Below are 23973 nucleotides of genomic sequence, written 5' to 3' on the forward strand. Positions count from 1 at the left end.
AATGTCAGAAAATTTTGACAATACCTTTCTAGTATAACATGCCTCAAAAATATGGGCAAGGTCATTTGAGGCTTACAAAGAAAAAAAGAGCAGTCACTTAACTACTCTTAGGAATTATAACTAACTAAAACAATGAAAATCAAGCTAGCTTAGGATTTCACTTTCTCCATACTGCTACCAGCAATTTTCATTGCAAGAAGAATTATCAACACCTTAATCACAAGGGATAACCAAAGGCTCTCCTCAGTTGATGACAGTTGCGATAAAGCATTGACTAGCGCATGAGTCATGACACAAAGCCAAAGGCTTCTGGTCTTGGTATAAATAGCGGATAAGATAAAACAGTTGCTTAATAAACCTAGCAAAAATGGCAATAAATGAATCGTGGCCAGAGAGCCATCAATGTAAAAATAGAGGATATGCCATAGTGACCACGCCAAAAATGTAAAGAGCGTGGACACTAGATAGGTCAACTTTTCTTGCAAAGCAGGCTGGAAAAAATAGCGCCAACCGATTTCTTCGATACCACCAAAGACAAGGGTTTTGCAAAATAAGATAATGGGGAGATACCAAGCCTGAATAATCATCCCTCCACTCAAGACCAGTGGTAAAAAATCCAAACCTAGAAAAATGAGGACTAAGAGATAGTTACTAAGAGGCTGTTTGACTTGGAAAAAATCTCTGACAAGTTGTTTAAAACTAGAGTGATGATAGCGGATGCTAACATAGCCTCCCCAAATGGCTGATGACAAGCCACCTAAGATAAGGGTAAAGAGGCCAATTGGAGTTCCATAATCAACCCTAACTCCTCCTGCTCTTAGCAACCAAACTAGGAGACTGACCAGTAAGATTTGTCCAAGGGTCCCCACTAGATAAAGCAACAAGGCTTGTTTTCTTTTCATATCTTGCTTCCTTTTTCTTGCCTATTTAAAACCTTCTTCTCACCTTAAGCTAGTCCATATCCACCCATTTGCCATTGTCCATGATAAAGGGTTTGGCTAGACCCGGTCCGGTATAATCCTTGTACTTGGTTGTGAGATACTTGTAGCAATCTTTCTTACTAGCAAATTTTATGGCTTGGTAGGGCTCTTCGAAGGTCAATTTTTCGACAAATAAGTATCCATCTGTCGTAGGTACCAGGACGCCAACGTGACCGACAAAAAGGGAATCTCCATCCAGATTATCGTGGACAACGACTGACAGCATGCGTGCCTTGTCATCAAAGGTGAATTGCTTGTAGTAATCCTCCATATGCTTGGCGTGAATCTTGACATCTTGGGTGGCTTCAGTCTTGACCCTTGAAAAGAGAATTTCAAAGTCTGCCTGATCCTTGGCATCAAAGAGCTTGCCCTTGTCAATAGCGTCCTTATCTTGGAAAAGGAGCTCACTATCACTCTTGACCTGTGGAATCTTAATTTTGCCTTTCAGTAGCGTATAGGTGTTGATACGACAGTTGGTACCGATAAAGTCACCATGCTTAGCTGTCCACAGGCTACTGATTTTTTCCACATCATAGTCTGTTTTGCTAAATGGTGCAAAATCCCCAGAAAGTCCAACAGAACCCACGGTATCATTGTAATCCCTAACCAGATTGATAAAGTTATCCACACTCCCCTTTTCCAAATGTTTCGAGAGAATGGAGCGCACTTCATTAAGACTGGCCTTGCTATTAAGGTTGGAGTAGCTTGGTTTTTCCTCCTTTTTGTGGATATGTGCAAAAACTGCTAGACCGACGAGTAATAGGCTAGCGATAGATAAAAGAATTAGCGTCTGTTTTTTCAGATGTTTCATAGGCGCCTCCTTGGCTTCATTATACCAGATTTTGCTGACTGCTCATTCTCAAGATGCTTTTTCTTGTGGATAAAGACTTTTACTTGAGACTTTCCTTAGGTGATAGCGGACGCCAGCGAACTCCTTCGAAGTTCCATGGCTAATTTTTGAGCCTAAAGTCTCAAAAATTCCGAACGCCTGAAATACCAATGCTTCAGGCGTTTTTATCACGGCGTAAAGTCTCAGTTTAGACTCACACCATTTGAAGACTATGGAATGTTATCTTTTTTTCTCTATTTTTTATTATTTCCAAAATAGTTGTTCAATTTTTATTATATTATCTACAACTTTTTCGGGACTTTCCGATAAATCATTATCAATCCAAAAAGAAATAATGGTTTCAAAAGATGCAGAGAAGGCTTTTATCACAATTTCATCTGAAATCTTCGTATTTTTCTTGATCTTTTCTCTAATAGTTTTGTTGTTATTTATTAAGTCGCAAATTAGTTGTTGAACTTTATCTTTAAATTGAACGTGAGGTGCTTTTGATATTGCTTTAAAATGTTTATAGTCATTTTTAATTAATAGTAGAGCCTTTAAAAGCATGTCCTCTTTATCTAAATTTCCTTGAGCTAAAATCTCCCAAAATCTTTGCATCGTCTCTGTTCCGATAGAGTATGCTAAATCATCCTTATCAAGAAAATGTTGGTAAAATGTTCCCCTACTAACATTTGCTCTCTGAGTTATATTTCCAATGGTTATTTTTGAGTACTCCATTTCAAGTAGGAGGTCTATCAAGGCAGCCTTGAGGTTAGTAACGCTATTAGTCTTTCTTTTATTTGTCATTTTTTCCTTAATTAAACATATTGTTTGATGTTGTCATGGTCAATATATGGGTATTATTATATTCTTTTTATGTGAATTGTAAAAGTAAAAAAAGACTGTTTTATGTTCACTAAGATAATTGATGCATCATTAATCATTTAACAAAATAATTAATGAAGGGAATAGAATTTAATGACAAAATCAAGAAAAATTCTAGGATTTATAGGGCTAGTTTTAGCAATGTTTATGGGAGCTTTAGATGCAACGATTGTTAATATCGCCCTACCAAATATTATGGAAGACTTACATACTGGATTGACTGATACAAGTTGGGTAGCAACAATCTATGTTTTAGCAATGTCTGTATTTATTATTACTGTTTCAAAACTCGCTGATATCTACGGTAGAAAATTGGTTATGCTAATTGGTGTTGTAATATTTGGTATTTTCTCATTCGCCTGCATGATGGCTGATTCATTATTACTCTTAATTATTTTTAGGTTCTTCCAAGGAATTGGAGGTGCCATATTAACTCCAATTGTTCTCCCCATGGGAATTGAACTATTGGGGAAAGAGAATACCAGCCGTATTACTGCTATTATGGGGGCCTTCAGTGCCTTAGCTGCAGCGGGAGGACCAGTAATTGGTGGTTTAATTGTCCATTGGACAACATATCATTGGATTTTTGGTATTAATGTTCCAATCGCCATTATTGCATTTTTGATGATCCTAGTGGGAACAAAAGAATCATATGATTTAACAATTTCAAAGAATATTGACAGGCTAGGTATTATTTTTCTTACTTGTACTTTAGGTGGACTTATATTTGGTTTATTAGAAGGTCGCGAGTATGGTTGGGGTTCACAAACCATCATAGCTAGTTTTGTTATTAGTGTCGTAGGCCTATTTTTCCTTTTTTTAACCGAAAGAAGAGTAAAATCACCTGTCATTGACTTAAAATTATTCAAGGAAAGTACGTTTACATCTTCAAGTCTTATTTATATGATTTTTGGATTTGCGATTATCGTACCTTCATTAATCTTAAACTATTTCTTGCAAAATGTTCGCAACTATTCTGCTTTGCATTCAGCATATCTTATTATTCCTACTTCTTTAGCTATCGTAGTAGGTATGCCGTTAGCAACTAAAATGTACCAAAAAATTAGTGCAAGATTGCTCATTAGTATCGGTTTAGTTATTACAGCAGGTGGATTATTTATGCTTAGTCTTATTCAGTATAATACCTCACAAAGCATCATTGTTTGTTGTAATGTAATTATTGGTTTAGGACTAGGATTTATGGCAATGTCCTTAACATCATCAGTAAAATATTTACCAATTAATAAGGCCGGAATTGGGTCAGGTATCGTTAACTCTTCTAGATATGTTGGACAGGCCATTGGTATGGCTCTTCTCGTTACCATTTTAAATAGTAATGTCAATATTGCTAAAACACAAATTAAGGAAACAGCGTATAACCAAATTGAAAAACGGGTTTTATCAACAGACGTAAAAAAAGTTGCTAAGAAGGAAATTGCAAAAACTTTCGATACGACTAAGAATAGTAATAGTATTTCAACCAAACAAAGCAATATGGGCGATACAATCAAAACAGCTGCTCAAAAAACAGATAATCTTCCAGAACCTAAAAAGGGGAGCAATTATAGAAAGATTTATGATACAAATCAGTTATTGATCAATGGAGTTGAAACCATTAGTTCAAGTGTCTCTCAGTTATCAAGCAGTTTAAAAACTATATCTGGAGAACAAGCTAAAGTTGGTACAGCGGTTAAATTATTAGCTCAAAGGGATGAATTATCATCTGCTCTTAAAGTCATTGTCAATGAAAAAAATGATCAGTTAAGCAGGGCATTTGATAATGTATTTATTGTAGGAGCAATCGTTGTATTGATATGTACTCCGTCAGCTCTGATGACAGAAAAGCGAAAAGTTGAATAACTAAATTATTTTATAATAGGAAAAGCCAGTCTAAACTTTAGGCTGGCTCAAAATGAAGACAAGGTCCTCAGAAGTTATACTTCTGGGGATTTTTCTTGCTTTTTATGAACTTGTTCCTAAAGACCATTTTCTAAGAAAAGTCGAGGAAACGATTGATTTCTCTTTTATTTATGATCTTGTCGAAGATAGTTATTCCTCGGATAATGGTCGCCCTAGTCTAGACCCTGTTTTATTAGTTAAAATTCCGTTGATTCAATGTTTTTATGGCATTCGTTCTATGCGCCAAACCATTAAAGATATTGAGGTGAATACGGCTTACCGTTGGTTTCTTGGCTTATCTCTGGACGATAAGGTGCCTCATTTTACAACTTACGGTAAGAACTATAGCCGACGCTTTGAAAACAAGGAAGTGTTAGCACACATTTTTAGTCATGTGCTTCATCATGTTTTGGAAGCAGGGCTCATTGATCCCTCAGAAATCTTCATTGATGGGACCCATATCAAGGCAGCTGCTAATAATCATAAGTACAAAACTGTTGTTATTGATCAAAAAGCTAAATTCATGAGTGAACAACTGGAGATTGAGATTAATTTAGATAGGAAAAAACACGCAAAAAAGTTCTTAAAGCCCGCCAAAAAAGGCGAGGCTAAACCTAAGAAACAATCAACGACAGACCCAGACAGTGGTTGGTTTCATAAGGGGGAACATAAGGAAGTCTTCGCTTACAATGCTCAAGTAGCTTGTGATAAACACGGCTGGGCCTTAGCTTATACGGTTGAAGCATGATTTACAAGATAAAAGCGGAGTGAGCGATTATGAAAACAAATGGACTTAATAGTCGTTTGAATTTCGTACAGATTGCGAAAGTGGGATACCAAAATAATGGCTTTTTTATTGTCTTTATGCATCGGTGTAAGATAGTTTAATAAATCTCTCTTTTCTTTCATTTGGTAAAAGATGTGAGACTTTGGTAGCTTCCTATTTTCAATTTCTGAAATAAAGAAATTTAACGAATCCATATAACCTTTTTTATACGCCCTCAGTGGATATCCCAGAGTCGCCAACATTGATAATCGTTCCTCTTGAATTAAAAGACTCTCATTAAACCAGTCAACCGTCCAATTACGCGATAAACTCTCTCCTCGATGTCGATAAATATAAGATCCTTTATGGATATAGACTATTTTTTCTGATTTCAAGAAAACTTTCAAATTAAATAAGGCATCTTCCCCCGTCCTTGCCAATGGAAAGTGAAGATCATTAAGAATTTCTTTTCGATAAATTTTTGCCCAAGGAACAATTAAAGCGGCATTTTTCGACTCTCTAGAATCATTTAATAAGTTCATTACTGAATAATTGTCATAAATTTCTTCATAATAGTCATTTGACATATGGAAGTAAAAGTTAGAATCTTCATCATTGAAGCTGGTATAATTTTCAAAAACAATATCTGCTTGATATTCTTCAATTTTTTCATATAAGACTTCAACATAAGTCGGTTCAATCCAATCATCAGAGTCTATAAAAATAATATATTCAGAAGTAGCAAAGTCTAATCCTAAATTACGCGCTTCGGACACGCCTCCATTTTCCTTTTCTAGATAAACAATTCGGTTATCTCGTGCTTCATATTCCTGACAAATAGCACCAGAATTATCCGTCGAACCATCATTCACAATAATGACCTCGAACTGATTAAAAGTCTGTCCTAAAATACTATCCAGACATTGCCTTAAGTATTTTTCTACATTAAAGACTGGCACAATAATGCTAACGAGTTTTTTCATTTATAAATCTCCATCATAACTACAATTGGTTTTTATCTGCATAATCCTTTTTAAATAATGTCATGATTAATTTCATATCCATAAATATTAATGCTATCTAAAAATAGGTATTATTCATAAGATTTCATTAACTTCTCACTATACATATTTTCTAATCACTATTTACTCTATTATTACTAGTTACACTTGGTCTATCAATTACTAAGTATTCATTCAAAATTTCTTCAACTGCTATGAGGCGTAAACTATCACATAACCTATCACTGAAAGTTCCTTGCTCGCAAGTTTTATGACAAACAAAACACTTACTATCATTCATTATTGCATTTTACACTTTTTCCGAAGTCAAAGAAAAATATTACTAATACTCTTTGTGAACAGTACAATTAAAATGTTCGGAAATACTAGAGATATATGGGTAAGTTCATTTTAATAGTAAACTAGAACCAAGCCAAGAAGCTGGTTCCATTGAAATCTAAAAGGCGACACGTGTTCCATGAACTTGCTCAAGACCAGGTATGGCAAGAAATTGGTCACGATTAGCCAGGGAGATACCACCACCGGCTAAAATCTCCAACTGACCTTCTGCTAACCCAACCAATTCTGCATAACGTTTCAAGCGTGATTCTAAATCAGTCTCGGGAGTCCCAGCACGTGTGAGAAGACGCGTCACACCGTGGTCCTTAAGCCATTGGATAGCACTAGGTTGATCTGCTTTAGGAATCTGGTCAAAGGCCATATGCATGGTAACCTCTAAGCCTCGACAGGCATCTAGCAAGGCCTTTAGAGCCTCTGTATCGAGTTGATTTTCTGAAGTCAAAGCACCAAGTGCAAAGCCGTCAACACCCAAGTCACGCGCACATTTGATATCTTCTAGCATGATAGCCAATTCCTGCTGGCTATAGACAAAGTCGCCCCCTCGTGGACGGATCATCACAATCACCTTAGCCTGATAATCCTTGGCCAGCTCAACGGCTGCCTTTATGACACCATAAGAAGGCGTCGTGCCTCCAACAGCCAGATTATCACACAACTCCACGCGTTGAGCACCGGCTTTAAAAGCTTTTTCTAAGTTAGTGACATTCTCTGCACAAAATTCATAAATTGGCATACTGAACCTCCTATTAGTTGTAGTAGCGAGGGGATTACTACTTCTTCTTATGTGGAAAAAGGGGAAGGCCGAGCTTAGCAATCTTTTCTGCTGGGGTCTTCATGCCATCCTTGACCCATTTGGAAATTACTGAAACAATAGCCGAGCTCCAGAAGGAATTAAGGTAGCTACCGGAACCATTTGATGAGCTACCATTTCGTTTTTCCAAAAAATCATAAACAGCCTTGGTCAATACCTGCTCAAAATTATAATCAATGGCAAGACTGATGATTTTGGCTTCTTTTTTGACTTCTTTAAGGAGATAAACCCAGACTTGGTAAAGATCTGTCTTGAGATTATAGCCGTCCAAAGACTTGGTAATCTTTGCAATACTAGACTCAAAAATAGACTTCAAAATCTCTTCCTTGGACCCATAATTGCGATAAAAGGCAGCACGAGATACACCTGCACGCTCAACCAGTTCCGATATGGTAATCTTTTTAAAGTCTTTTTTCTCCAACAATTGCAGGAGAGAAATTTCGATGGATTCTCGTGTAATTGCCTTGTTTTCTTGGTTAAATCGTTTCAGATTTTCCAAGGATTTCTCTGAGATTTTTCTTTCTGCCATAACATTCACTTTCTATCTGTCACACCTGATGAGATCTACTATGATAGCAATACACTTCATGATAAAATTGTAAAAGAAGACAAAACACTTGTCAATGTACATTATGCAGATATGAGGTATAAACCTATGAAATAGAAAATTATTGCGGATTCAGGCTGTGACTACCGTTCTTTAGACAATCTGGCACCAGATACGGAGTTTGTCAGTGTCCCTTTGACTATCCAAGTGGGCGAAACCATTTACAGGGATGATGCCCAACTCAATATTGATCAAATGATGGAGGAGATGTATGCGACTACAACTGCTTCAAAATCTGCTTGTCCAAGTCCTGATGACTACATGAAGTCCTTTGAAGGGGCGGACAATATCGTCGTCGTGACGATTACTGGAACCCTTTCTGGTAGCTATAATAGTGCTGAAATCGCTAAGAAAATTTATCTTGAAGAGCATCCTGATACCAAGATTCACGTCATTGATAGCCTGTCAGCTGGTGGCGAGGTCGACCTGCTCGTTCGTAAGCTCAATCGCTTAGTTGCTGAAGGCCTTGATTTTAACCAAGTCCTTGATGCTATCACAGCTTACCAATCTAAGACTAAGTTGCTCTTTGTTTTAGCCAAAGTTGATAATTTGGTGAAAAATGGTCGTCTAAGTAAACTAGTTGGCACCGTTGTTGGACTCCTCAATATCCGTATGGTCGGTGAAGCTAGTATGACGGGTACCCTTGAGTTACTTCAAAAAGCTCGTGGTCAAAAGAAAGCTATCAAAGCTGCCTTTGATGAACTGATCAAGGCTGGTTATACAGGTGGACATATTACGATTGCCCACCGCAACAATGACAAATTTATCGAGCACTTCTCTGAATTGGTTCGTGAAAAATTTGCCCATGCAAGCATCGAAACCCTTCCAACTTCTGGACTTTGTAGTTTTTATGCCGAAGAAGGCGGACTCCTTATGGGATATGAAATTTAAGAAGACATCGAATAGAGGCTGTACTAGATGTTCAGTCTTTTTTAAATCCTACTCTGTTATTAGATAATCAGTAGAATAAAATTTTATAACTAAAGATTCTCTCTTTTTCTTTGCGATAACCTAACGTAATCGCTTTCATTACCCCCATCATTTATGGTAAGATGGAAGTGACGCATTAGTGTCATATTCTTATAATCTTAAATCCCCTTATTAAACATGGAGATGCTTTATGAAACAGAAACATTCACATTTTCTAATCCCTGGAATCCTTCTTCTAGGGATCGTTTTGCGGGCTCCGTTCACAACCTTGTCCACTGTCTTATCAGACATTGCTTCTGGTCTAGGTGTTGAGGTCAGTTCACTCGGTCTCTTGACAAGTCTGCCTCTCTTGACCTTTGCCATATTCTCGCCTTTTGCGGCTAGGTGGGCCAAACGCTTTGGTATCGAAAGACTCTTCCTAGGTGTTTTAATTGTGATGACTCTTGGTTCTGCTCTGCGTACCGTCAATCTCCCTCTTCTTTATGCGGGAACGCTTTTAGTCGGAGCTGGGATTGCCTTTATCAACGTCCTTCTCCCAAGCCTAATTCAGGCTAATGAGCCAAATCAGTTAGGATTCTTAACCACACTCTACATTACAGCCATGGGCTTGTCCACAGCCGTGGCTTCATCGGTAGCCGTTCCAATCACTAAGGCAACCTCATGGCAAGGTTTGGTCTGGGTATTGACAGCAGTCTGTGCCTTGGCTCTTGTGGTTTGGCTTCCTAATGTCCGCCATAATCATTATTTAGAACAAGATACTTCTACCAGCGAAAACTCAGGCAGTTGGTATAAGAGCGGCAAAGTCTGGGCCATCATGATTTTCGGTGGATTACAGTCACTCTTCTTCTATACCACTATCACTTGGCTTCCAACCATGGCTACTCAAGCTAGTGTCGGCGAAGCCAATGCCGGAATTCTAGCTTCCGTTTTTACACTGACGAGTATTCCATTCTCTATGATTGTTCCTAGCCTAATCACGAAACTTTCTGATCGCAACCGTCATTTGATGCTAGTAACCACTATCCTAGCGGGATTAGTCGGAGTTGCCATGCTTTTGGTTAATACCAACAGCTTTGTTTATTGGTTGGTCCTTAACCTCTTAATCGGAAGTTCTGCTAGTGTCCTATTCCCTTACATGATGGTTGTCTTTTCAATGAAGGCTAGCTCTCCTGAAAAAACAGCCCAACTATCAGGGTTATCCCAAACCGGAGGCTATATCTTTGCAGCCCTTGGTCCAGTCTTGTTCGGTTCAAGCAAACAACTCTTTAACTCTTGGACCCCTGCTGTTTTAATTCTTCTCGTCTTGACCCTAATTATGGGAATAGCCCTCTATAAAGTCGAAAAAACAGACGTTATTTTGTAAGTGAAGAACTCATATAAGAAAATGCCCCACAAGTTATAACTTGTGGGGTGGTTTTTGTGTGTAATCAATTATTATTCTCCAAAAATGGAACAACCAACTCAATCCACTCTTGAGGTAGGTAGGCTGATAAATAGCCGTGATTATAACCCTTTGCTTCATACAGGATAGTGTTGGGATACAACTGCTGAAACAATCTAGCTGATTCCTTAACACAGTTCAATTCTTTTTCACCATAGATATAATGAACCTGAGCCTTACTTTTAGAAATCCTACTATTCAATTTGTAGTGCCCCATATAGGTTTTATAGATGGTCACTAATGTTTTGATAGGTGTCCTTGGTATATCCTCTATATAATAATTTTTTATCTCGTCTGGATAAGCTAATTGGGGATAGAATTTATTCATTAAGCTTAACTGAAGTTTACAAGAGGATTTACTGAACATCAGTTTACCGAATAATGCTACCAGTAGGATGCAAAGTCTCGCCAAACTTGGTTGAGGAATACAGATACTTCCATCTATAATTGCTTTCTCAGCTATATCGCTGTCTAAGGACAAAAGTTCCATAGCAATTTGACCACCAAGAGAAACTCCACCTAAAGCAAACAGTTTTCCATCACAGTTTTGTCGAACATAGTTCAGAATTTCCTGTGCCGAATCTTCCGTTGATATATAATCCTTTTGATACTCCTCTCCGTGACCATTGAGTGTTGGTAGAATGACATGGTATTTATGAGACAAGATACGAGCTTGCCTAAGGTAACTCCACCAAGAACTACCCCCACCGTGTATTAATAAAATGGGAGGCAAATTTTTATCACCAAATTCATGAAATTTCATATTTGAACTCCTTACTGTAGACTTCTACTAGATCCTTCAATTAAGACTTATCACGTTCAAACTGTAAAAATACCACAACGTATGATTTCAGTATACATCTATATTTTAATAAAACTATGATAAAAAACGCTAAAAATCCGCGTCAGAACAGTGAATGCCACGCAAAGTAGCAAAAATAATGAGAATGCAACCGATACTTGCTTGTGCTGTAATCTTCGTTTATTCTATACTAAAATCAGTCATATTGCTACTTTATGACAAATTACATCATAAAATATAGAGGAGGGCATACAACATGACATTTGCCAAAAAATTAAAATCCATACGTAAACAAGTAGGGATGTCACAAGAACTTTTAGCTGAAAAAATCGGTGTATCAAGACAGGCTGTAACAAAGTGGGAAACAGGTGCTGGAATTCCAGATATCGAAAATATGATATCCATCTCAAACCTATTTAACATCTCTATCGATGAGCTAATCTGTAATGAAAGAACTAGTCTTAAGACAAGCGAATATCTTTTTGAGAGTATCACAGAGTATGATATTGATAAGATCAAGAGCTATGATATGAAATTTGGAGGCTCAGAAAAGTTTGTATTGTCCGGATACAAGGGAGAAAAGATTCGAGTTCGTCTGGTATCCAATCTTCTTTCTACACTTCAAAATGATTTTAAAGTAAAAATTGATGATAGTAGAAAAAGAATTGACCTAGATGTAAAACGTTACAATGGTGTAACAGAGGCAACGGCTAAAGAAACGGTCAGTATCTTTGTGCAAATCCCAACTCGCTATATTAGTCACATTGAATGTGCGGTTCGTGCAGAGTCTGTAGAAATTCACTCCCTAGAATGTGACAATATCGAACTTGACCTTAAAACATCTCGTATTACCCTAGAAGATATTTCAGGTAAAGTAAAAATAAACTGTAATCTTGATATGGAAGTATTATGTCATTCATTAAACGGTGAAATTGACATTAATCAGATTTCAGCAACATCCAGAATTCGTATTCCTGAAAACAGCCTATTTACTGCTGTTGCTAAAGGGATTGGAACAAACATTTATTATGAAAAAAATGGGCAAAAAACTGAACCATTCGATTCACCTGATTCAGATAATATAATTGAATTGAATGGAATTAAGAGTGAACTGGTTATCTATACAGCCGAAGAAAGAGGATAACTAAATGAATGTAAATTATTTAAAAAGATACATCATCAGTTCTTATGTCCTTGTTTGGGCACTCATTATTTTTGTAGCAGCTCCTGCAAGTTTAGTATTTAAGGTTCCACCTGTTATCATGTGGATTGTACGAAATATCGTCGCATGGTCTCCATCATACCTTCTTTTATTTGGATGGAAGTATTTCAGGACTGATGAGAAAAGAACAACTTTCCTTAAGCGGTGTTTCTCTGCTAAAGTGTCGTTACTCCCACTGCTATCTTCATTTGGTCTTACATTTGGGCTCAGTATTTTATCACTCTTCCTCTACTCACTTATGACCAAAAAAACAATGTTCTCCTACATCAATCTAGGAACCGTATCATTGCCACTAAGTATTTTCTTATCATTTACATCAGGTCCGACTGGAGAAGAATTAGGGTGGCGTGGTTATATGAGAGAAGAATTTAATAAAAAATATCATTTTTTAAAATCCTCTATTGACCAAGGCCTAGTCTGGTGTTTCTGGCATACACTTCTGTGGGTTGTAGATTCAAAATTTACGGACTGGCGCGCGGTTCCTTATATTATTGCTAATATAGTTGTGATTACATCTATTACTATTTGTATGAATATTATTCTGGAAAAATATAATAATCTGATTTATTCTATTTTCATGCATTTTGGCTTTAATATCATTTATGTATTTTTGGATGCTGATATCGGATTTTTTATCATTTTGACCTTGCTATACCTACTTATCACTCCGATTGCAATTCATATACGAAATAAAACTGTGGAGAGATTATAATGAGAAAAATCCTCCATTAACCGTACAAAATTTTAAGCCCATTCTGAGAAAAAGCCAACAATTAACTTTTAAAATGAAATCACTTGCAAATTCCTTAGTTTAGTCATTATTTAATCTATCGCTATTTCACTCTATTACTGTTTCAGTAACAAGCTTACCCAATCAACAGTTCGAACTAAATATTTCATTTCGCAGAATCATAGAGTAGGCTCTAGGATTTTCAGTGATCTTGCGACAGTGACCATATCCTTGCCAAATATGAAATTTGGCTTGAGGATACTTTTTGGGGAGAGCTTTTTTAGCAGCTATCAAGTCGAATTCTTTTGAACCATAAAAGAATACACAACTTTTTTGTTCCTCTGGCGTAAGGTTGGGCAAATCCACAAATGCACAATCATGGGAAATATGTTTGATGCTTTCTTCATCCATAGCAATGAAAGAATCTGCCATCATCACTCCTTTTTCTCCATAAAGTGAAACCATCTTTCGAACAGCTAGATCTATGTTGCGTATAGCTTTTCTATGTTTTTTTAGCAATAGGTACCTAGTAAATACATCAAGCAAAGGTGATTTTGTCCATAAACTTACCCCCTCAAAAACAACCTTACCAAACCCGATATCCTTATATTTCAATAATTTTAGTAAAACGACTCCACCCAAGGAAGCACCGAACGCTAAACGCAAGTCTTTAATATGATGATCCTTTAAATATTCATAAATCATTTGGCTTTCCTTAAGAGCCGATTCGTAAATGGTCGAAGCTGATTGCCCATGTGCAGATAAATCCGGAATGATATATCTAAACTCTTGTCCCATCTGATCTGCAATCAGCGATTTCATCCCTTGTGCAGAAGATAACATTGGATGGATTAATAATATCGTCTCCTTCTGATTAGAATTAAGATCAAGAATGTTCATTTTTTTCCACCAGATTTCCTTCCTTTACTACTCTTCTTAAGTTTCATCCAGATAAATATTGACTGCTAGGTATTCTTGCTTTTTAGCATAAGCAAATACATCTGAGGCTCTAATATAATCAAAAATATTTTCCTCTAAATCTTCATCCCAGGTTGATTCACTAAAGATTTGATTGTCTTGACTAGCTTCATAGAAAATATCAAGGTGAACTTGATAAAACTCTTCATCTTCATTTGGAGCTTGCCTTACTAACGATAGTTGAAACAAGGGTTTATTAGATATAGCTGAATATGCCCCTGTCTCAAATAAAATCATCTCATCCTCAATAGGAACACTACACAAATCTTCAAAGATTTCTACCATATCCTCTAAAGGCATCTTATCAGTGATTCTATCTTTTAAAAATTCAAGTGATTGCTTCATGCTTTTCCTCTTTCTACATAATTGCCATCAGAAACTAACTTAAAATTAAAAATGACTTATAAATCAAAGTAGTATCTCCTTATTGGAGTTGCTACTATAGATGCCATAACAACTATACCGATAACAATCCATAGCCAGATATTCCTTTGGGCCTATTCGATGACAAAAGCACTAAAATAAAGGATCACCCAAAGTATGGACAGATAAAGAGATCCCACACCTAAAAAAGCCCTGTCATCCAAGTGTAGGGAAATGGTTCCCTGATAAGATAATTCTCTAAAATAAAATAAGAAATAATCTCTCGAATTCACTCAACTTTCTTATCTCTAATCTGGATTTTAACTTAATAGAATGACTAATATCAGCTTGGAAAAAATCTAATAAAAAGTAGAACCTCTACTCCCTTCATTATACTACATAAATAGGATAAAAGACTGAACCATATAGTTTTCACCTTGGTTTCAGTCTTATTTTTTTATAAGAGCCACGTTGTAAAATGAAGTGCAACACAAAGTTCCTCATCCTACTTATAAAAAATCTTGACCCAATCCTGCTCTGCACTTAGGATACGAGCAACATACACTGTATGCTTCTCCATATAATAAAATGCGAGATAGTTCTCTATTGGCATATAACGATAGGGTTTTCCATCATTTGTCATATCACCATACCCCCGGCTTGATACCAGAGGACATGCTTCTGGAAACAGTTCTAGGGTCTCAAGAGCGCTTAATAGCAAATCGACTTTGCCATCTGCAGCTTGCTGACTATAAAAATTCACAAGAATATAGTCGTGAATCTCTCGCAAGTCCTGCTTAGCTCTATCTGTAAGGAAGACCTGATAGCGTTTCAACTTAGTCAAGACCAAATTCCTTTCTCACATCGGCTACAGAAGTGACTTTTCCTTGAGCAATTTCCTGGTGCCCCACTAAAATCTCCTTCTTTAAGTCCTCAAAGGCCACTTGATACTGCGTGTTCTGCAAATCACTTGAAACAAATTCTCTTGGATCCACAGTCCCGTTGGCAATTTTTCGAAGTGCTGCATTCAGGACATCTGACACAGAAATTTTTTCATCTGCAAGTACTTCTTTTGTTTTCTGATAAAACATCGCATCTGCGCGAAAATTCACTGCTTTCGTGTTTGCCATTTCTACCTCTCCTTTGTACATACAATTTGTATATACATTCTACCATATGAAAGAGAGGAGATTCAAGTGAAGAATGGATTCTTCTTTCACCGAATATAAGGTGGAATAGATAAGAGGGCTGAAGTAATTAATATTTTTTGACAGAAAAAGGTGATAGATTATTCTGTCTATCACCTTGTGTTTTGTATTTGCGAAGTTCCTTATTTCCCCTTTAAAAATGGCTCAACTAAATCAACCCACTCTTGAGGCAGGTAAGCTGATAAATAGCCATGGTTATAGCCCTTTGCTTCATACAGGATCGTGTTAGGATGCAACTGCTGAAATAATCTAGCTGATTCCTTAACACAGTTCAATTCTTTTTCACCATAAATATAGAGAACCTGCGCCTTACTTTTGGAAATCCTACTATTCAATTTGTAGTGCCTCATATAAGTTTTATAGATGGTCACTAATGTTTTGATAGGTGTCCTTGGCATATCTTCCATAAAATAATTTTTTATCTCGTCTGGATAAGCTAACTGGGGATAGATGTTATTCATTATGCATAATTGAAGTTTACAGGCGGGTTTACCGAACATCAGTTTACCGAATAATGCTACCAATAGGATGCTAAATCTCGCCAACCTTGATTGAGGAATACAGATACTTCCGTCTATGATAGCCTTCTCAGCTATATCGCTGTCTAATGACAAAAGCTCCATGGCAATTTGACCGCCAAGTGAAACACCACCCACAGCAAGTAATTTCCCACCGCAGTTCTGTCGGACATAGTTCAGAATTTCCTGTGCCGAATCTTCCGTTGATATATAATCCTTTTGATGCTCCTCTCCGTGACCATTGAGTGTTGGTAGAATGACATGGTATTTATGAGACAAGATACGAGCTTGCCTAAGGTAACTCCACCAAGAACTACCCCCACCGTGTATTAATAAAACGGGAGGCAAATTTTTATCACCAAATTCATGAAATTTCATATTTGATACCCTCCAAAATGTCTCATATAGATAGTACTATTCTTTTTTTGAACGCCTACGCTCGTCTTTTTCATTCTACTTATAAAAAATCTTCACCCAATCTTGTTTTGCACTTAAAATACGAGCAACAAATACTGTATGATTCTCAATATAATAAAATGCGAGATAATTCTCTATTGGCATATAACGATAGGGTTTCCCATCGTCCGTCATTTCACCATAACCTCTACTAGATACAAGTGGACATGCTTCAGGAAATATTTCTAAGGTTTCAAGAGCAGTCAATATCAAATCGACCTTACCATCTGCAGATTGTTGGCTATAAAAATTCATAACAATATAGTCATGAATTTCTCGTAAGTCCTGCTTAGCTCGATCCGCAAGAAAAACCTGATAGCGTTTCAACTTAGTCAAGGCCAAATTCCTTTCTCACATCTGCTACAGAAGTAACTTTATCTTGCGCAATTTCCTGATGCCCGATTAAAATTTCCCTCTTTAAATCCTCAAAAGCCACTTGATACTGTGTATCTTGCAAATCACTAGAAACAAATTCTCTTGCATCAACTGTCCTATTAGCAATTTTTCTAAGTGCTGCATTGAGGACATCTGATACCGTAATTTTTTCATCTGCTAAGATGTCTTTCGTTTTTTGGTAAAATACCGAATCTGCTCGAAAATTTACTGCTTGTGTCTTTGCCATACTAACAACTCCTTTCGTAAATACATTTTGTATATACATTCTAACATATAAAAGAAAAAGTATTCAACTAAAAATAACGCATCACATACGACAAAAAGCCCTTTCGTTCAAAGGTTTCTAAGATTTTAAGCAGAGAAACACACTCCACACGGTGCATCTTGTGGAAGTTCAAAGCTCCGGTGGAGCTTTGAAGCGTCTCGCCTAGAAATGTAAATGCGAGATGTTTGACTACATTTTACTAACAAACATACACACTCAACGTGAAACGAGTGCTCGCTAAGTACGTCAAGTAGTTATGTCTGTATGTGGGAACATGTCTATAACCCTTTTAACGATAGATAAAGTCTATCGTTAAAAAGTATCAGACAGATAAACTGGGATTTCTCTCTATTCTCTCCAAATGTATTATGTGGAGCACACCACCCGTATATACAATCTAACATCTGCAAGATACTCTTTAGACAAGCTACCCTTTAAGCTGTTGTGATACTTTAAAAGTAGGTTGGATTACTGCTCTTGTTCAATACCTAAATCCTTATTCGTGAAATTTGACTAAGCTATTATTTCAAACTTAGATGCATCAACATCTCTCCATTAGCTCCTACCCCAAAACTGGATTTGAAAAGACTTGTCTATAATGATAAGCTTTATCACGTACAAAACGGGACAGTTCTTTTTTTCTCATGTTGCATTTTTAAGATGCCTGAACGGAGACCATATGTGCGTAAACACCGTCTTTTTCCATGAGTTTCTCGTGATTTCCACGCTCTATGATTTTCCCGTCAGATATAACAAGGATCTGGTCTGCATCTTTTATCGTCTTTAATCTATGGGCAATGACAAGAAGCGTCTTATTCTTGCATAGTTCCGAAATCGCTTCTTGTATCGCACATTCATTATCTGCGTCAACACTTGCTGTTGCTTCATCTAAAATAACGATGGGCGAATCCTTCAGGATACATCTAGCAATGGAAAGTCTTTGCTTTTCTCCGCCGGAAAGCGATGCTCCGCCTTCCCCGATTACCGTATCAAATCCTTCTGGAAACGACATAATAAGGTCATAACATCTTGCCTTCTTTGCAGCCTCAATTACTTCTTCCCTTGTAGCATCAGGTCTACCAATTATGATATTGTTGTATATCGTGTCCTTAAAAAGATAAACCCTCTGGAACACCATACTGATTTTATCCATAAGGCTTCCCAAGGAAACATTTTTTATATCTTTGCCATCAACTTTAATCGTTCCATCCTTGATATCCCAAAATCTCGCAAGAAGAGAGGCTATTGTAGATTTTCCACCACCTGAGGGTCCTACAAGAGCAGTCATTTCCCCCTTTTTCATAGTAAAAGAGATATGATTCAGCACATTCTTTCCTGTATAGCCAAAGCTTACATCGCTATACTCAACAAGAGAATCATTTCCCCCTGCATCTTTAGATAATGCAATATCAGCAAAATCATGAAGTTCTTCCGCTTCAAACACCTCTTCTATTCTGTCTAAAGATGCCGCTGTTACGGTAAGTCTGGTAATTTGTCCATAATAGCTCTCTATGGAAATAAATAGATCAAATAAGAACAATACCATTCCCACCATATTGTCCGACGCCATTTCACCTTTCGCATATAACAGGCCTGCTACAGCAAGCATGAAGGATGTGCCAATCCCGTAAGTAAGGTATAAAGCCCTCGCCCACGGCCCATAACTTTTCTCAAAATCAATACTTTCCCTACAGCTTTTATCAAACTCAGCGGAAAGACTTTTTGATTTTTCCCCTAGCATATTAAATGACTTGATAATTCCTATTCCTTCGGCAAAAGCCAAAACCTCTTCCGTAAGCGATTCACTTCCCTCTTGCTTCGTCTTGGAATGCACAAGAGTCGTTTTCATCATGCAATTTCCAACGATGAAAAAGGCAATAATGACTACGCATGCAGCAACCCCTAATCGTATATCCATGACAAACATCATGAGTGTCATGAGCCCCTGGGAAATCATAAAAGTCACAAGTTCCGACAAAACACCCATACAGCACTCTTCAATAAATACCATGTCTGTACATAGAACCGTGCTTATTTTTCCCATATTTCCTTCTGTAAAGTATCCCATAGGAAGTTTCCGGAGATGATCTCCGAGTCTCATTCGCATATCCGCAAACACCTCATATCCTGTTGCGGATTGAAGAACATTCGTGATGTGTTCAAAAACAGCTTCTACCGCTATACAAATAACAAGACCAATTCCGAGATAAAGGCATATCTTTTCATTCATCTGCCCTTTCATAAACAGACTGATTGCAAAAAAACTGAAGATTAACGGTGCCTTCATCATAATCCCCTTGATGAAAGAAGTTAGATACGAAGCTCTAATCCTGGAGCTATATTTTCCTGTCATACAAACAATTCTATGCAGTATCTTTAACATGCCTTCTCCCCCTTAATCTTCCATGTACTTGCACTTACAGAGGCATCCCAGAATTTCTTATACTCCGGACATTCTTCCAAGAGCTTCTCATGCTTATCGGCTGCCATACACTTGCCCTCCTTTAGCACACAAATCTTATCCGCATTTTTTACCGTGGAAAGTCTGTGCGCAATCACAAGCACCGTCTTATTCTTTGTGATTTCATCAAGAGCAGCATTTAATTTTTCTTCATTTTCAGGGTCCATAAAAGCAGTAGCCTCGTCCAAAACAATAATCGGCGCATCCTTCAAAATCGCACGTGCCAAGGAAATTCTCTGGCGCTCCCCTCCGGACAGTTGCTTTCCGCCGTCTCCCGCTATGGTCTCTATTCCATCCGGAAGTCTCTTCAGAAATTCATCACACTGCGCTCTCTTTGCCGCTTTGAGCACCTCTTCTCTTTTCGCATCGGGCTTTCCGATAAGAATATTTTCATACAGACTTGTATTAAATAAAAATTGTTCCTGCGAAACATAAGAGACCTCATTATTCAGTGCTTCCAGAGACATGTCTGTGATATCCTGTCCACCGATCCGGATTTTTCCCTCATTCAAGTCATAATAATGTACTAAAAGCTTAGCCAGTGTAGATTTTCCGCTTCCCGATTCTCCCACCAGAGCGGTTGTCGTTCCCTGCTTCAGTTCGAGACTTACCCCATGAAGAATCTCTTTCTCTCCATAAGCGAATCTGACATTTTCAAACTGAACATCCCTATTCACTCCACTAAACTTTGCACTTCCCTCTTTAAGAGCCGGTTTATCCATAAGATGTTCCAGCTCTGTGATTTTATAATTCAGCTGAGGAAACTTTCCTGCATAATTCATCGCCTTCATAAAAGACGGACCGACTGCGAAAGACATACAAAGCACTAAAATCAGTTTATCTAAGGCAAGACTTCCACTGATAACCCAAAATGCCCCTACCGGAATAATGAAAAGCGAAAGACTCGGCAAAACACTGGAATACATGGCCATCCAGGGCCAACAAGCTTTGTACCATAAAAGTGTAAAATCTCTGTAGTTCTTTACGACTTCTCTAAATCTTTTATAAGAATCGCCGTCCTTATTGAATACCTTCACCACTTCCATTCCATTTACATATTCAATAATCGTGTTATTCATCACTGCAGCGGATTCATAGTAGGCATCCATCTTCGAGTTGCCCTGCTTCATCATCATGCCCATGGCAAAGATCCCTACGAGAATGGGAATAAAGGAAAGCAAAGCTAAGCGGTAATCCACCGCAAACATCAGAACGAGGATGGCAAACGGAATCAAAATATTGGCAATCCCTTCCGGAATCGCATGAGCAAGTAAAAGCTCAATCATATCAATATCTTCTGTAAATACCTTTTTTATACGTCCTGTACCAAGGCTCTCTATATTTCCGAGAGGCTGTTTTTCCAGTTTTCCCTGCAGAGATATTCTTAAATTTTTTAGGGTATTGTATGCACTGATATGGGAAAATATCAGTCCTTTCACATAGGCAAAAGAGTAAATGATTTCAGATAAAAGTATCCCGAACACTCTCAGCATCACATATTCCAAACTAATCGATTGCCCCTTTGTCAATGGTGAAACAATCTGATACAGAAAAAAATAGGGCATTATTTTTGCCACAATTCCAATACACATCATCATTACCGCTCTGAAAGTGTATTTCTTGTATTCTCCCATATAGGGAGCTACTTTTTTAAACATTTCGCTCTCCTTTCGAGTTAGTTCAAACTAATGCTATTGTTTATTTTAAACCGTCTTTCGACAGTCTGAAATTTATTAATCCATTATTCCCACTGCATTTTTCCAATCCATGAATCTGCATACAACTTTGCAATGCTCTTCAATTTCTTTCCAAGACATTTCATGAATGAAAGGCTCATAAACAGATGTCCAGAATATCATACAGAGAACGTGCATTTCCTCATCCGTAATCTCCGCTTTAGCGATATTTCTCCTTTTTGCCTCTTCGTAATATTGCTTATAGGCATGCGTCATGCGAAAAGCAAAATCATGCCTGAAGTTTTCAAGCATTGTCCCGGCAGATTTTTCCAAAAGTAATACAAATTCTTCTCGAATATCCCATAGGATTTGGAACACAGCTAAGATGTATTCCTCATTCATAGTCCATGTATTTCTTACTTCTTCATCGCTCATAGAGGAGAAATCCACATCTGTTCGTTCCGAAACAAAACTATCTAAAGTTGCTACAGCCTTTTCAACAACTGCTCTAAACAGTTCTTCTTTTCCTTTATATCTTTTATAAACAGCCCCAGTTGTTATATTTGCATTCTCACATATCATTTTCAGTTCGGCTTTTATAAATCCCTTTTCAATGAACTCTTTACGAGCACTTTCAATAAGCCTTGAATCAATGCTTGTATCACGGTTTGACATTTACTTTCTCCTCAAGATATTACGATAATTAGATTACCGATAATTCGATTATCAATTACATTTGTAACATTTCATAGTTTAAATGTCAACTGTTTTTCTTGGCGCTTTAAATTATCGTGTGTATAAAAAATCCCTCCATAGAATATGATTGAAATTCAATCATATTCTATGGAGGGCGGAATATATCATTCCAAATATTGATTTTTCTACACTTATGCTTTATGTCACTGATTCCGGCATTGTAAAATCGGAAATCATCTCTGTTGATGGTGCTATTTTTTTGATATCATGCTTGTCCGAAAAAATGGAAATTCCTTTTTAATTATTCAAATTATCAATTTTCTACTGCAACAACTTTCGATAAACTCTCCATCGTGAGTTGCCACAATAATCGTCTTTCCCATTGATTGAAGTTCTTTTAAGATTTCTGATATATCCATCATATGCTTATAATCCAAGCCACTTGTTGGTTCATCCAAGAGAATTATATCATTATCTTCAGCTATAGCGCTGGCTATAGCAACTCGTTGCATTTGCCCTCCAGAAAGACTTAGTGGATGTCTTTCCTCTACCATTCTTAAATCTAGTTTTTTCAAGATAGTAAGTGCATTATCTCTATTTTCTTCTTCCATTCCTAATAGAACTTCCTCTAATACACTATCGGTAAATAGTTGGTGACTTACATCCTGCATAATCATAAACATCTTCATTCTTCGTTGCTTCCAATCAAGAGGTTTTCCATCTATTACTAAATCGCCCTTGCACTTTCTAATACCGCATAAGCATTTTAAAAAAGTGGTCTTTCCCGCTCCGTTATGTCCTATCAGAGCAGTAATTTCACCTTTGGCAATTTTTACATCATCTGCCTCAAAGATTCTGTCGCTCTTTTTATATCTGAATTTATAATTTTTAAAATCTAATATATTATCACTATCTGTAGCTTCATCTATATCAAGCTTAAAAGGGTTCCTTTCAACAAAGCTTCGGATTCCGAAATCTCTTACCTCTTCCTCCGTGATCTTTTTCATTTCTTCTTTATCAAGATTTCTTATTATTCGTCCATCATTAATAATAATAGTTCTGTCACACATTTCCCAAAGGTAAGCTATCCTATGCTCTGAAGCAATAATAGTCTTCCCCTCTGTTTTCCATATAGAGATTAGTTCCTTTAATCTTTTTACAGCTTCGTAATCAAGATTCGCCGATGGCTCGTCGAGCAATATAATCTTGGTTTTTTCCATGTCTATTGATGCACAGGCAACCTGCTGTTTTTCTCCACCGGACAGTTCAAACATTCCTCTGTCTAAAAGCTTTTCGATAGAAAATCTTTTAACCGTCTCATCGAGTCTATTATTTATTTCCTCCTCTGGAATTCCCTCATTCTCGCATCCAAATACAAGCTCGCTTTTTACCTCACAGGTATAAAACTGAGATCTTGGATTTTGAAAAACTGTGCCACTCATCTTTGCCAGATCGTAAATATTAGATTGCTCTGCGTTGAGACCATCTATATATATTTCTCCCTCCAAGTTTGCATCATAAAAATATGGAATAAGCCCATTCATAAGCCTTAAAATCGTTGTTTTTCCACAACCTGATTCTCCTGTTAAGAGAACAAATTCTCCATCCTCTATAGTCAAACTAATATCTTTCAATACCCTGTGATTTGGTTCAGCAGCATAAGTAACTGTGCAATTTTTTATCTCAATCATCC

The 23973-nt window shown here is 37.2% G+C and carries 23 protein-coding genes and 1 pseudogene; 6 read left to right on the top strand and 18 right to left on the bottom strand.

Annotation, left to right across the window (positions count from 1 at the left end):
* Nucleotides 1-149: 149 nt before the first annotated feature.
* The 3 genes from V471_RS09525 to V471_RS09535 all read right to left on the bottom strand — a co-directional run bounded on the left by V471_RS09525 (nucleotide 150) and on the right by V471_RS09535 (nucleotide 2616).
* Nucleotides 150-902, bottom strand: coding sequence for a CPBP family intramembrane glutamic endopeptidase (locus V471_RS09525; protein ID WP_014633354.1), 753 nt, complete (start codon nucleotides 900-902; stop codon nucleotides 150-152).
* Nucleotides 903-951: 49 nt separating this feature from the next.
* Nucleotides 952-1791 (bottom strand): DUF4300 family protein, encoded by an 840-nt coding sequence (locus V471_RS09530; protein WP_014633355.1) that lies wholly within the window; start codon nucleotides 1789-1791, stop codon nucleotides 952-954.
* Between the two features lie 282 nt (nucleotides 1792-2073).
* A complete protein-coding gene (locus V471_RS09535; protein WP_014633356.1) occupies nucleotides 2074-2616 on the bottom strand; it encodes a TetR/AcrR family transcriptional regulator in 543 nt (180 codons plus the stop codon).
* Between the two features lie 171 nt (nucleotides 2617-2787).
* On the opposite strand from V471_RS09535, the gene V471_RS09540 reads away from it, so the two are divergent.
* Together V471_RS09540 and V471_RS09545 are read left to right on the top strand one after the other, a co-directional pair.
* Nucleotides 2788-4554 carry an MDR family MFS transporter gene (locus tag V471_RS09540; RefSeq protein ID WP_045768932.1) on the top strand — a complete coding sequence of 589 codons (1767 nt, stop codon included), beginning with the start codon at nucleotides 2788-2790 and terminating at the stop codon, nucleotides 4552-4554.
* A gap of 52 nt (nucleotides 4555-4606) precedes the next feature.
* A pseudogene (locus V471_RS09545) lies at nucleotides 4607-5338 on the top strand (transposase); the annotation flags it as partial.
* Here the strand turns inward: V471_RS09545 and V471_RS09550 are convergent.
* From V471_RS09550 to V471_RS09560, 3 genes are all read right to left on the bottom strand, one after another.
* Nucleotides 5323-6342 carry a glycosyltransferase family 2 protein gene (locus tag V471_RS09550; RefSeq protein WP_232326833.1) on the bottom strand — a complete coding sequence of 340 codons (1020 nt, stop codon included), beginning with the start codon at nucleotides 6340-6342 and terminating at the stop codon, nucleotides 5323-5325. The pseudogene V471_RS09545 and the gene V471_RS09550 sit on opposite strands and share 16 nt — an antisense overlap.
* A gap of 475 nt (nucleotides 6343-6817) precedes the next feature.
* The gene (locus V471_RS09555) at nucleotides 6818-7453 is read right to left on the bottom strand and encodes a copper homeostasis protein CutC (protein ID WP_045771848.1); all 636 of its coding nucleotides are present in this window, start codon (nucleotides 7451-7453) and stop codon (nucleotides 6818-6820) included.
* Between the two features lie 37 nt (nucleotides 7454-7490).
* Complete coding sequence (locus V471_RS09560; protein WP_070847071.1) at nucleotides 7491-8060, bottom strand: TetR/AcrR family transcriptional regulator; 570 nt, start codon at nucleotides 8058-8060, stop codon at nucleotides 7491-7493.
* 138 nt (nucleotides 8061-8198) lie between these two features.
* Between V471_RS09560 and V471_RS09565 the strand changes: the two genes are divergently transcribed.
* Nucleotides 8199-9029: a DegV family protein gene (locus tag V471_RS09565; RefSeq protein WP_231910696.1), complete on the top strand. Its 831-nt coding sequence runs from the start codon at nucleotides 8199-8201 to the stop codon at nucleotides 9027-9029.
* Between the two features lie 229 nt (nucleotides 9030-9258).
* The gene (locus V471_RS09570) at nucleotides 9259-10431 is read left to right on the top strand and encodes an MFS transporter (protein WP_084871444.1); all 1173 of its coding nucleotides are present in this window, start codon (nucleotides 9259-9261) and stop codon (nucleotides 10429-10431) included.
* Between the two features lie 64 nt (nucleotides 10432-10495).
* Here the strand turns inward: V471_RS09570 and V471_RS09575 are convergent, their stop codons facing one another.
* Nucleotides 10496-11272, bottom strand: coding sequence for an alpha/beta hydrolase (locus V471_RS09575; RefSeq protein WP_013990870.1), 777 nt, complete (start codon nucleotides 11270-11272; stop codon nucleotides 10496-10498).
* Nucleotides 11273-11567: 295 nt separating this feature from the next.
* Here V471_RS09575 and V471_RS09580 point away from each other — a divergent pair, with 295 nt between their 5' ends.
* Both V471_RS09580 and V471_RS09585 read left to right on the top strand, forming a co-directional pair.
* Nucleotides 11568-12455 (top strand): helix-turn-helix domain-containing protein, encoded by an 888-nt coding sequence (locus V471_RS09580; RefSeq protein ID WP_045768937.1) that lies wholly within the window; start codon nucleotides 11568-11570, stop codon nucleotides 12453-12455.
* Between the two features lie 4 nt (nucleotides 12456-12459).
* Nucleotides 12460-13245 carry a CPBP family intramembrane glutamic endopeptidase gene (locus tag V471_RS09585; protein WP_073688136.1) on the top strand — a complete coding sequence of 262 codons (786 nt, stop codon included), beginning with the start codon at nucleotides 12460-12462 and terminating at the stop codon, nucleotides 13243-13245.
* 162 nt (nucleotides 13246-13407) lie between these two features.
* Here the strand turns inward: V471_RS09585 and V471_RS09590 are convergent, their stop codons facing one another.
* The 11 genes from V471_RS09590 to V471_RS09640 all read right to left on the bottom strand — a co-directional run bounded on the left by V471_RS09590 (nucleotide 13408) and on the right by V471_RS09640 (nucleotide 23971).
* Nucleotides 13408-14163: an alpha/beta hydrolase gene (locus tag V471_RS09590; protein ID WP_013990873.1), complete on the bottom strand. Its 756-nt coding sequence runs from the start codon at nucleotides 14161-14163 to the stop codon at nucleotides 13408-13410.
* 36 nt (nucleotides 14164-14199) lie between these two features.
* Nucleotides 14200-14586: a hypothetical protein gene (locus V471_RS09595; protein WP_070577946.1), complete on the bottom strand. Its 387-nt coding sequence runs from the start codon at nucleotides 14584-14586 to the stop codon at nucleotides 14200-14202.
* A 523-nt stretch (nucleotides 14587-15109) separates the two neighbouring features.
* Entirely contained in the window at nucleotides 15110-15448 is a 339-nt protein-coding gene (locus V471_RS09600; RefSeq protein WP_084871445.1) for a type II toxin-antitoxin system RelE/ParE family toxin, read from the bottom strand.
* The gene (gene relB / locus V471_RS09605) at nucleotides 15441-15734 is read right to left on the bottom strand and encodes a type II toxin-antitoxin system RelB/ParD family antitoxin (protein WP_049497549.1); all 294 of its coding nucleotides are present in this window, start codon (nucleotides 15732-15734) and stop codon (nucleotides 15441-15443) included. The genes V471_RS09600 and relB overlap by 8 nt, the downstream gene beginning before the upstream one ends.
* A 200-nt stretch (nucleotides 15735-15934) precedes the next feature.
* Nucleotides 15935-16708, bottom strand: a complete 774-nt coding sequence (locus tag V471_RS09610; protein ID WP_084871446.1) for an alpha/beta fold hydrolase — start codon at nucleotides 16706-16708, stop codon at nucleotides 15935-15937.
* Between the two features lie 75 nt (nucleotides 16709-16783).
* Nucleotides 16784-17122 (bottom strand): type II toxin-antitoxin system RelE/ParE family toxin, encoded by a 339-nt coding sequence (locus V471_RS09615; RefSeq protein ID WP_084871447.1) that lies wholly within the window; start codon nucleotides 17120-17122, stop codon nucleotides 16784-16786.
* Nucleotides 17115-17408, bottom strand: a complete 294-nt coding sequence (locus tag V471_RS09620) for an antitoxin (RefSeq protein WP_084871448.1) — start codon at nucleotides 17406-17408, stop codon at nucleotides 17115-17117. The genes V471_RS09615 and V471_RS09620 overlap by 8 nt, the downstream gene beginning before the upstream one ends.
* A 694-nt stretch (nucleotides 17409-18102) precedes the next feature.
* Entirely contained in the window at nucleotides 18103-19830 is a 1728-nt protein-coding gene (locus tag V471_RS09625) for an ABC transporter ATP-binding protein (RefSeq protein ID WP_084871449.1), read from the bottom strand.
* Nucleotides 19824-21566: an ABC transporter ATP-binding protein gene (locus V471_RS09630; RefSeq protein ID WP_084871450.1), complete on the bottom strand. Its 1743-nt coding sequence runs from the start codon at nucleotides 21564-21566 to the stop codon at nucleotides 19824-19826. Before V471_RS09630 ends, V471_RS09625 begins: the two co-directional genes overlap by 7 nt.
* 75 nt (nucleotides 21567-21641) lie before the next feature.
* Nucleotides 21642-22259 carry a TetR/AcrR family transcriptional regulator gene (locus tag V471_RS09635; protein ID WP_084871451.1) on the bottom strand — a complete coding sequence of 206 codons (618 nt, stop codon included), beginning with the start codon at nucleotides 22257-22259 and terminating at the stop codon, nucleotides 21642-21644.
* A 326-nt stretch (nucleotides 22260-22585) separates the two neighbouring features.
* On the bottom strand, nucleotides 22586-23971 hold the full coding sequence (locus tag V471_RS09640; RefSeq protein ID WP_084871452.1) for an ABC transporter ATP-binding protein: 1386 nt from the start codon (nucleotides 23969-23971) through the stop codon (nucleotides 22586-22588).
* Between the last annotated feature and the right edge of the window lie 2 nt (nucleotides 23972-23973).

It is taken from the genome of Streptococcus salivarius (genome assembly GCF_002094975.1).
GTDB classification, from domain to species: domain Bacteria; phylum Bacillota; class Bacilli; order Lactobacillales; family Streptococcaceae; genus Streptococcus; species Streptococcus salivarius_D.

Coding starts and splice junctions, on each gene's coding strand:
- V471_RS09595 (WP_070577946.1), bottom strand. CDS start 14,586: ATGAAGCAATCACTTGAATTTTTAAAAGATAGAATCACTGATAAGATG.
- V471_RS09555 (WP_045771848.1), bottom strand. CDS start 7,453: ATGCCAATTTATGAATTTTGTGCAGAGAATGTCACTAACTTAGAAAAA.
- V471_RS09635 (WP_084871451.1), bottom strand. CDS start 22,259: ATGTCAAACCGTGATACAAGCATTGATTCAAGGCTTATTGAAAGTGCT.
- V471_RS09590 (WP_013990873.1), bottom strand. CDS start 14,163: ATGAACATTCTTGATCTTAATTCTAATCAGAAGGAGACGATATTATTA.
- V471_RS09550 (WP_232326833.1), bottom strand. CDS start 6,342: ATGAAAAAACTCGTTAGCATTATTGTGCCAGTCTTTAATGTAGAAAAA.
- V471_RS09625 (WP_084871449.1), bottom strand. CDS start 19,830: ATGTTAAAGATACTGCATAGAATTGTTTGTATGACAGGAAAATATAGC.
- V471_RS09560 (WP_070847071.1), bottom strand. CDS start 8,060: ATGGCAGAAAGAAAAATCTCAGAGAAATCCTTGGAAAATCTGAAACGA.
- V471_RS09525 (WP_014633354.1), bottom strand. CDS start 902: ATGAAAAGAAAACAAGCCTTGTTGCTTTATCTAGTGGGGACCCTTGGA.
- V471_RS09640 (WP_084871452.1), bottom strand. CDS start 23,971: ATGATTGAGATAAAAAATTGCACAGTTACTTATGCTGCTGAACCAAAT.
- V471_RS09530 (WP_014633355.1), bottom strand. CDS start 1,791: ATGAAACATCTGAAAAAACAGACGCTAATTCTTTTATCTATCGCTAGC.
- V471_RS09575 (WP_013990870.1), bottom strand. CDS start 11,272: ATGAAATTTCATGAATTTGGTGATAAAAATTTGCCTCCCATTTTATTA.
- V471_RS09610 (WP_084871446.1), bottom strand. CDS start 16,708: ATGAAATTTCATGAATTTGGTGATAAAAATTTGCCTCCCGTTTTATTA.
- V471_RS09630 (WP_084871450.1), bottom strand. CDS start 21,566: ATGTTTAAAAAAGTAGCTCCCTATATGGGAGAATACAAGAAATACACT.
- V471_RS09535 (WP_014633356.1), bottom strand. CDS start 2,616: ATGACAAATAAAAGAAAGACTAATAGCGTTACTAACCTCAAGGCTGCC.
- relB (WP_049497549.1), bottom strand. CDS start 15,734: ATGGCAAACACGAAAGCAGTGAATTTTCGCGCAGATGCGATGTTTTAT.
- V471_RS09540 (WP_045768932.1), top strand. CDS start 2,788: ATGACAAAATCAAGAAAAATTCTAGGATTTATAGGGCTAGTTTTAGCA.
- V471_RS09580 (WP_045768937.1), top strand. CDS start 11,568: ATGACATTTGCCAAAAAATTAAAATCCATACGTAAACAAGTAGGGATG.
- V471_RS09585 (WP_073688136.1), top strand. CDS start 12,460: ATGAATGTAAATTATTTAAAAAGATACATCATCAGTTCTTATGTCCTT.
- V471_RS09620 (WP_084871448.1), bottom strand. CDS start 17,408: ATGGCAAAGACACAAGCAGTAAATTTTCGAGCAGATTCGGTATTTTAC.
- V471_RS09570 (WP_084871444.1), top strand. CDS start 9,259: ATGAAACAGAAACATTCACATTTTCTAATCCCTGGAATCCTTCTTCTA.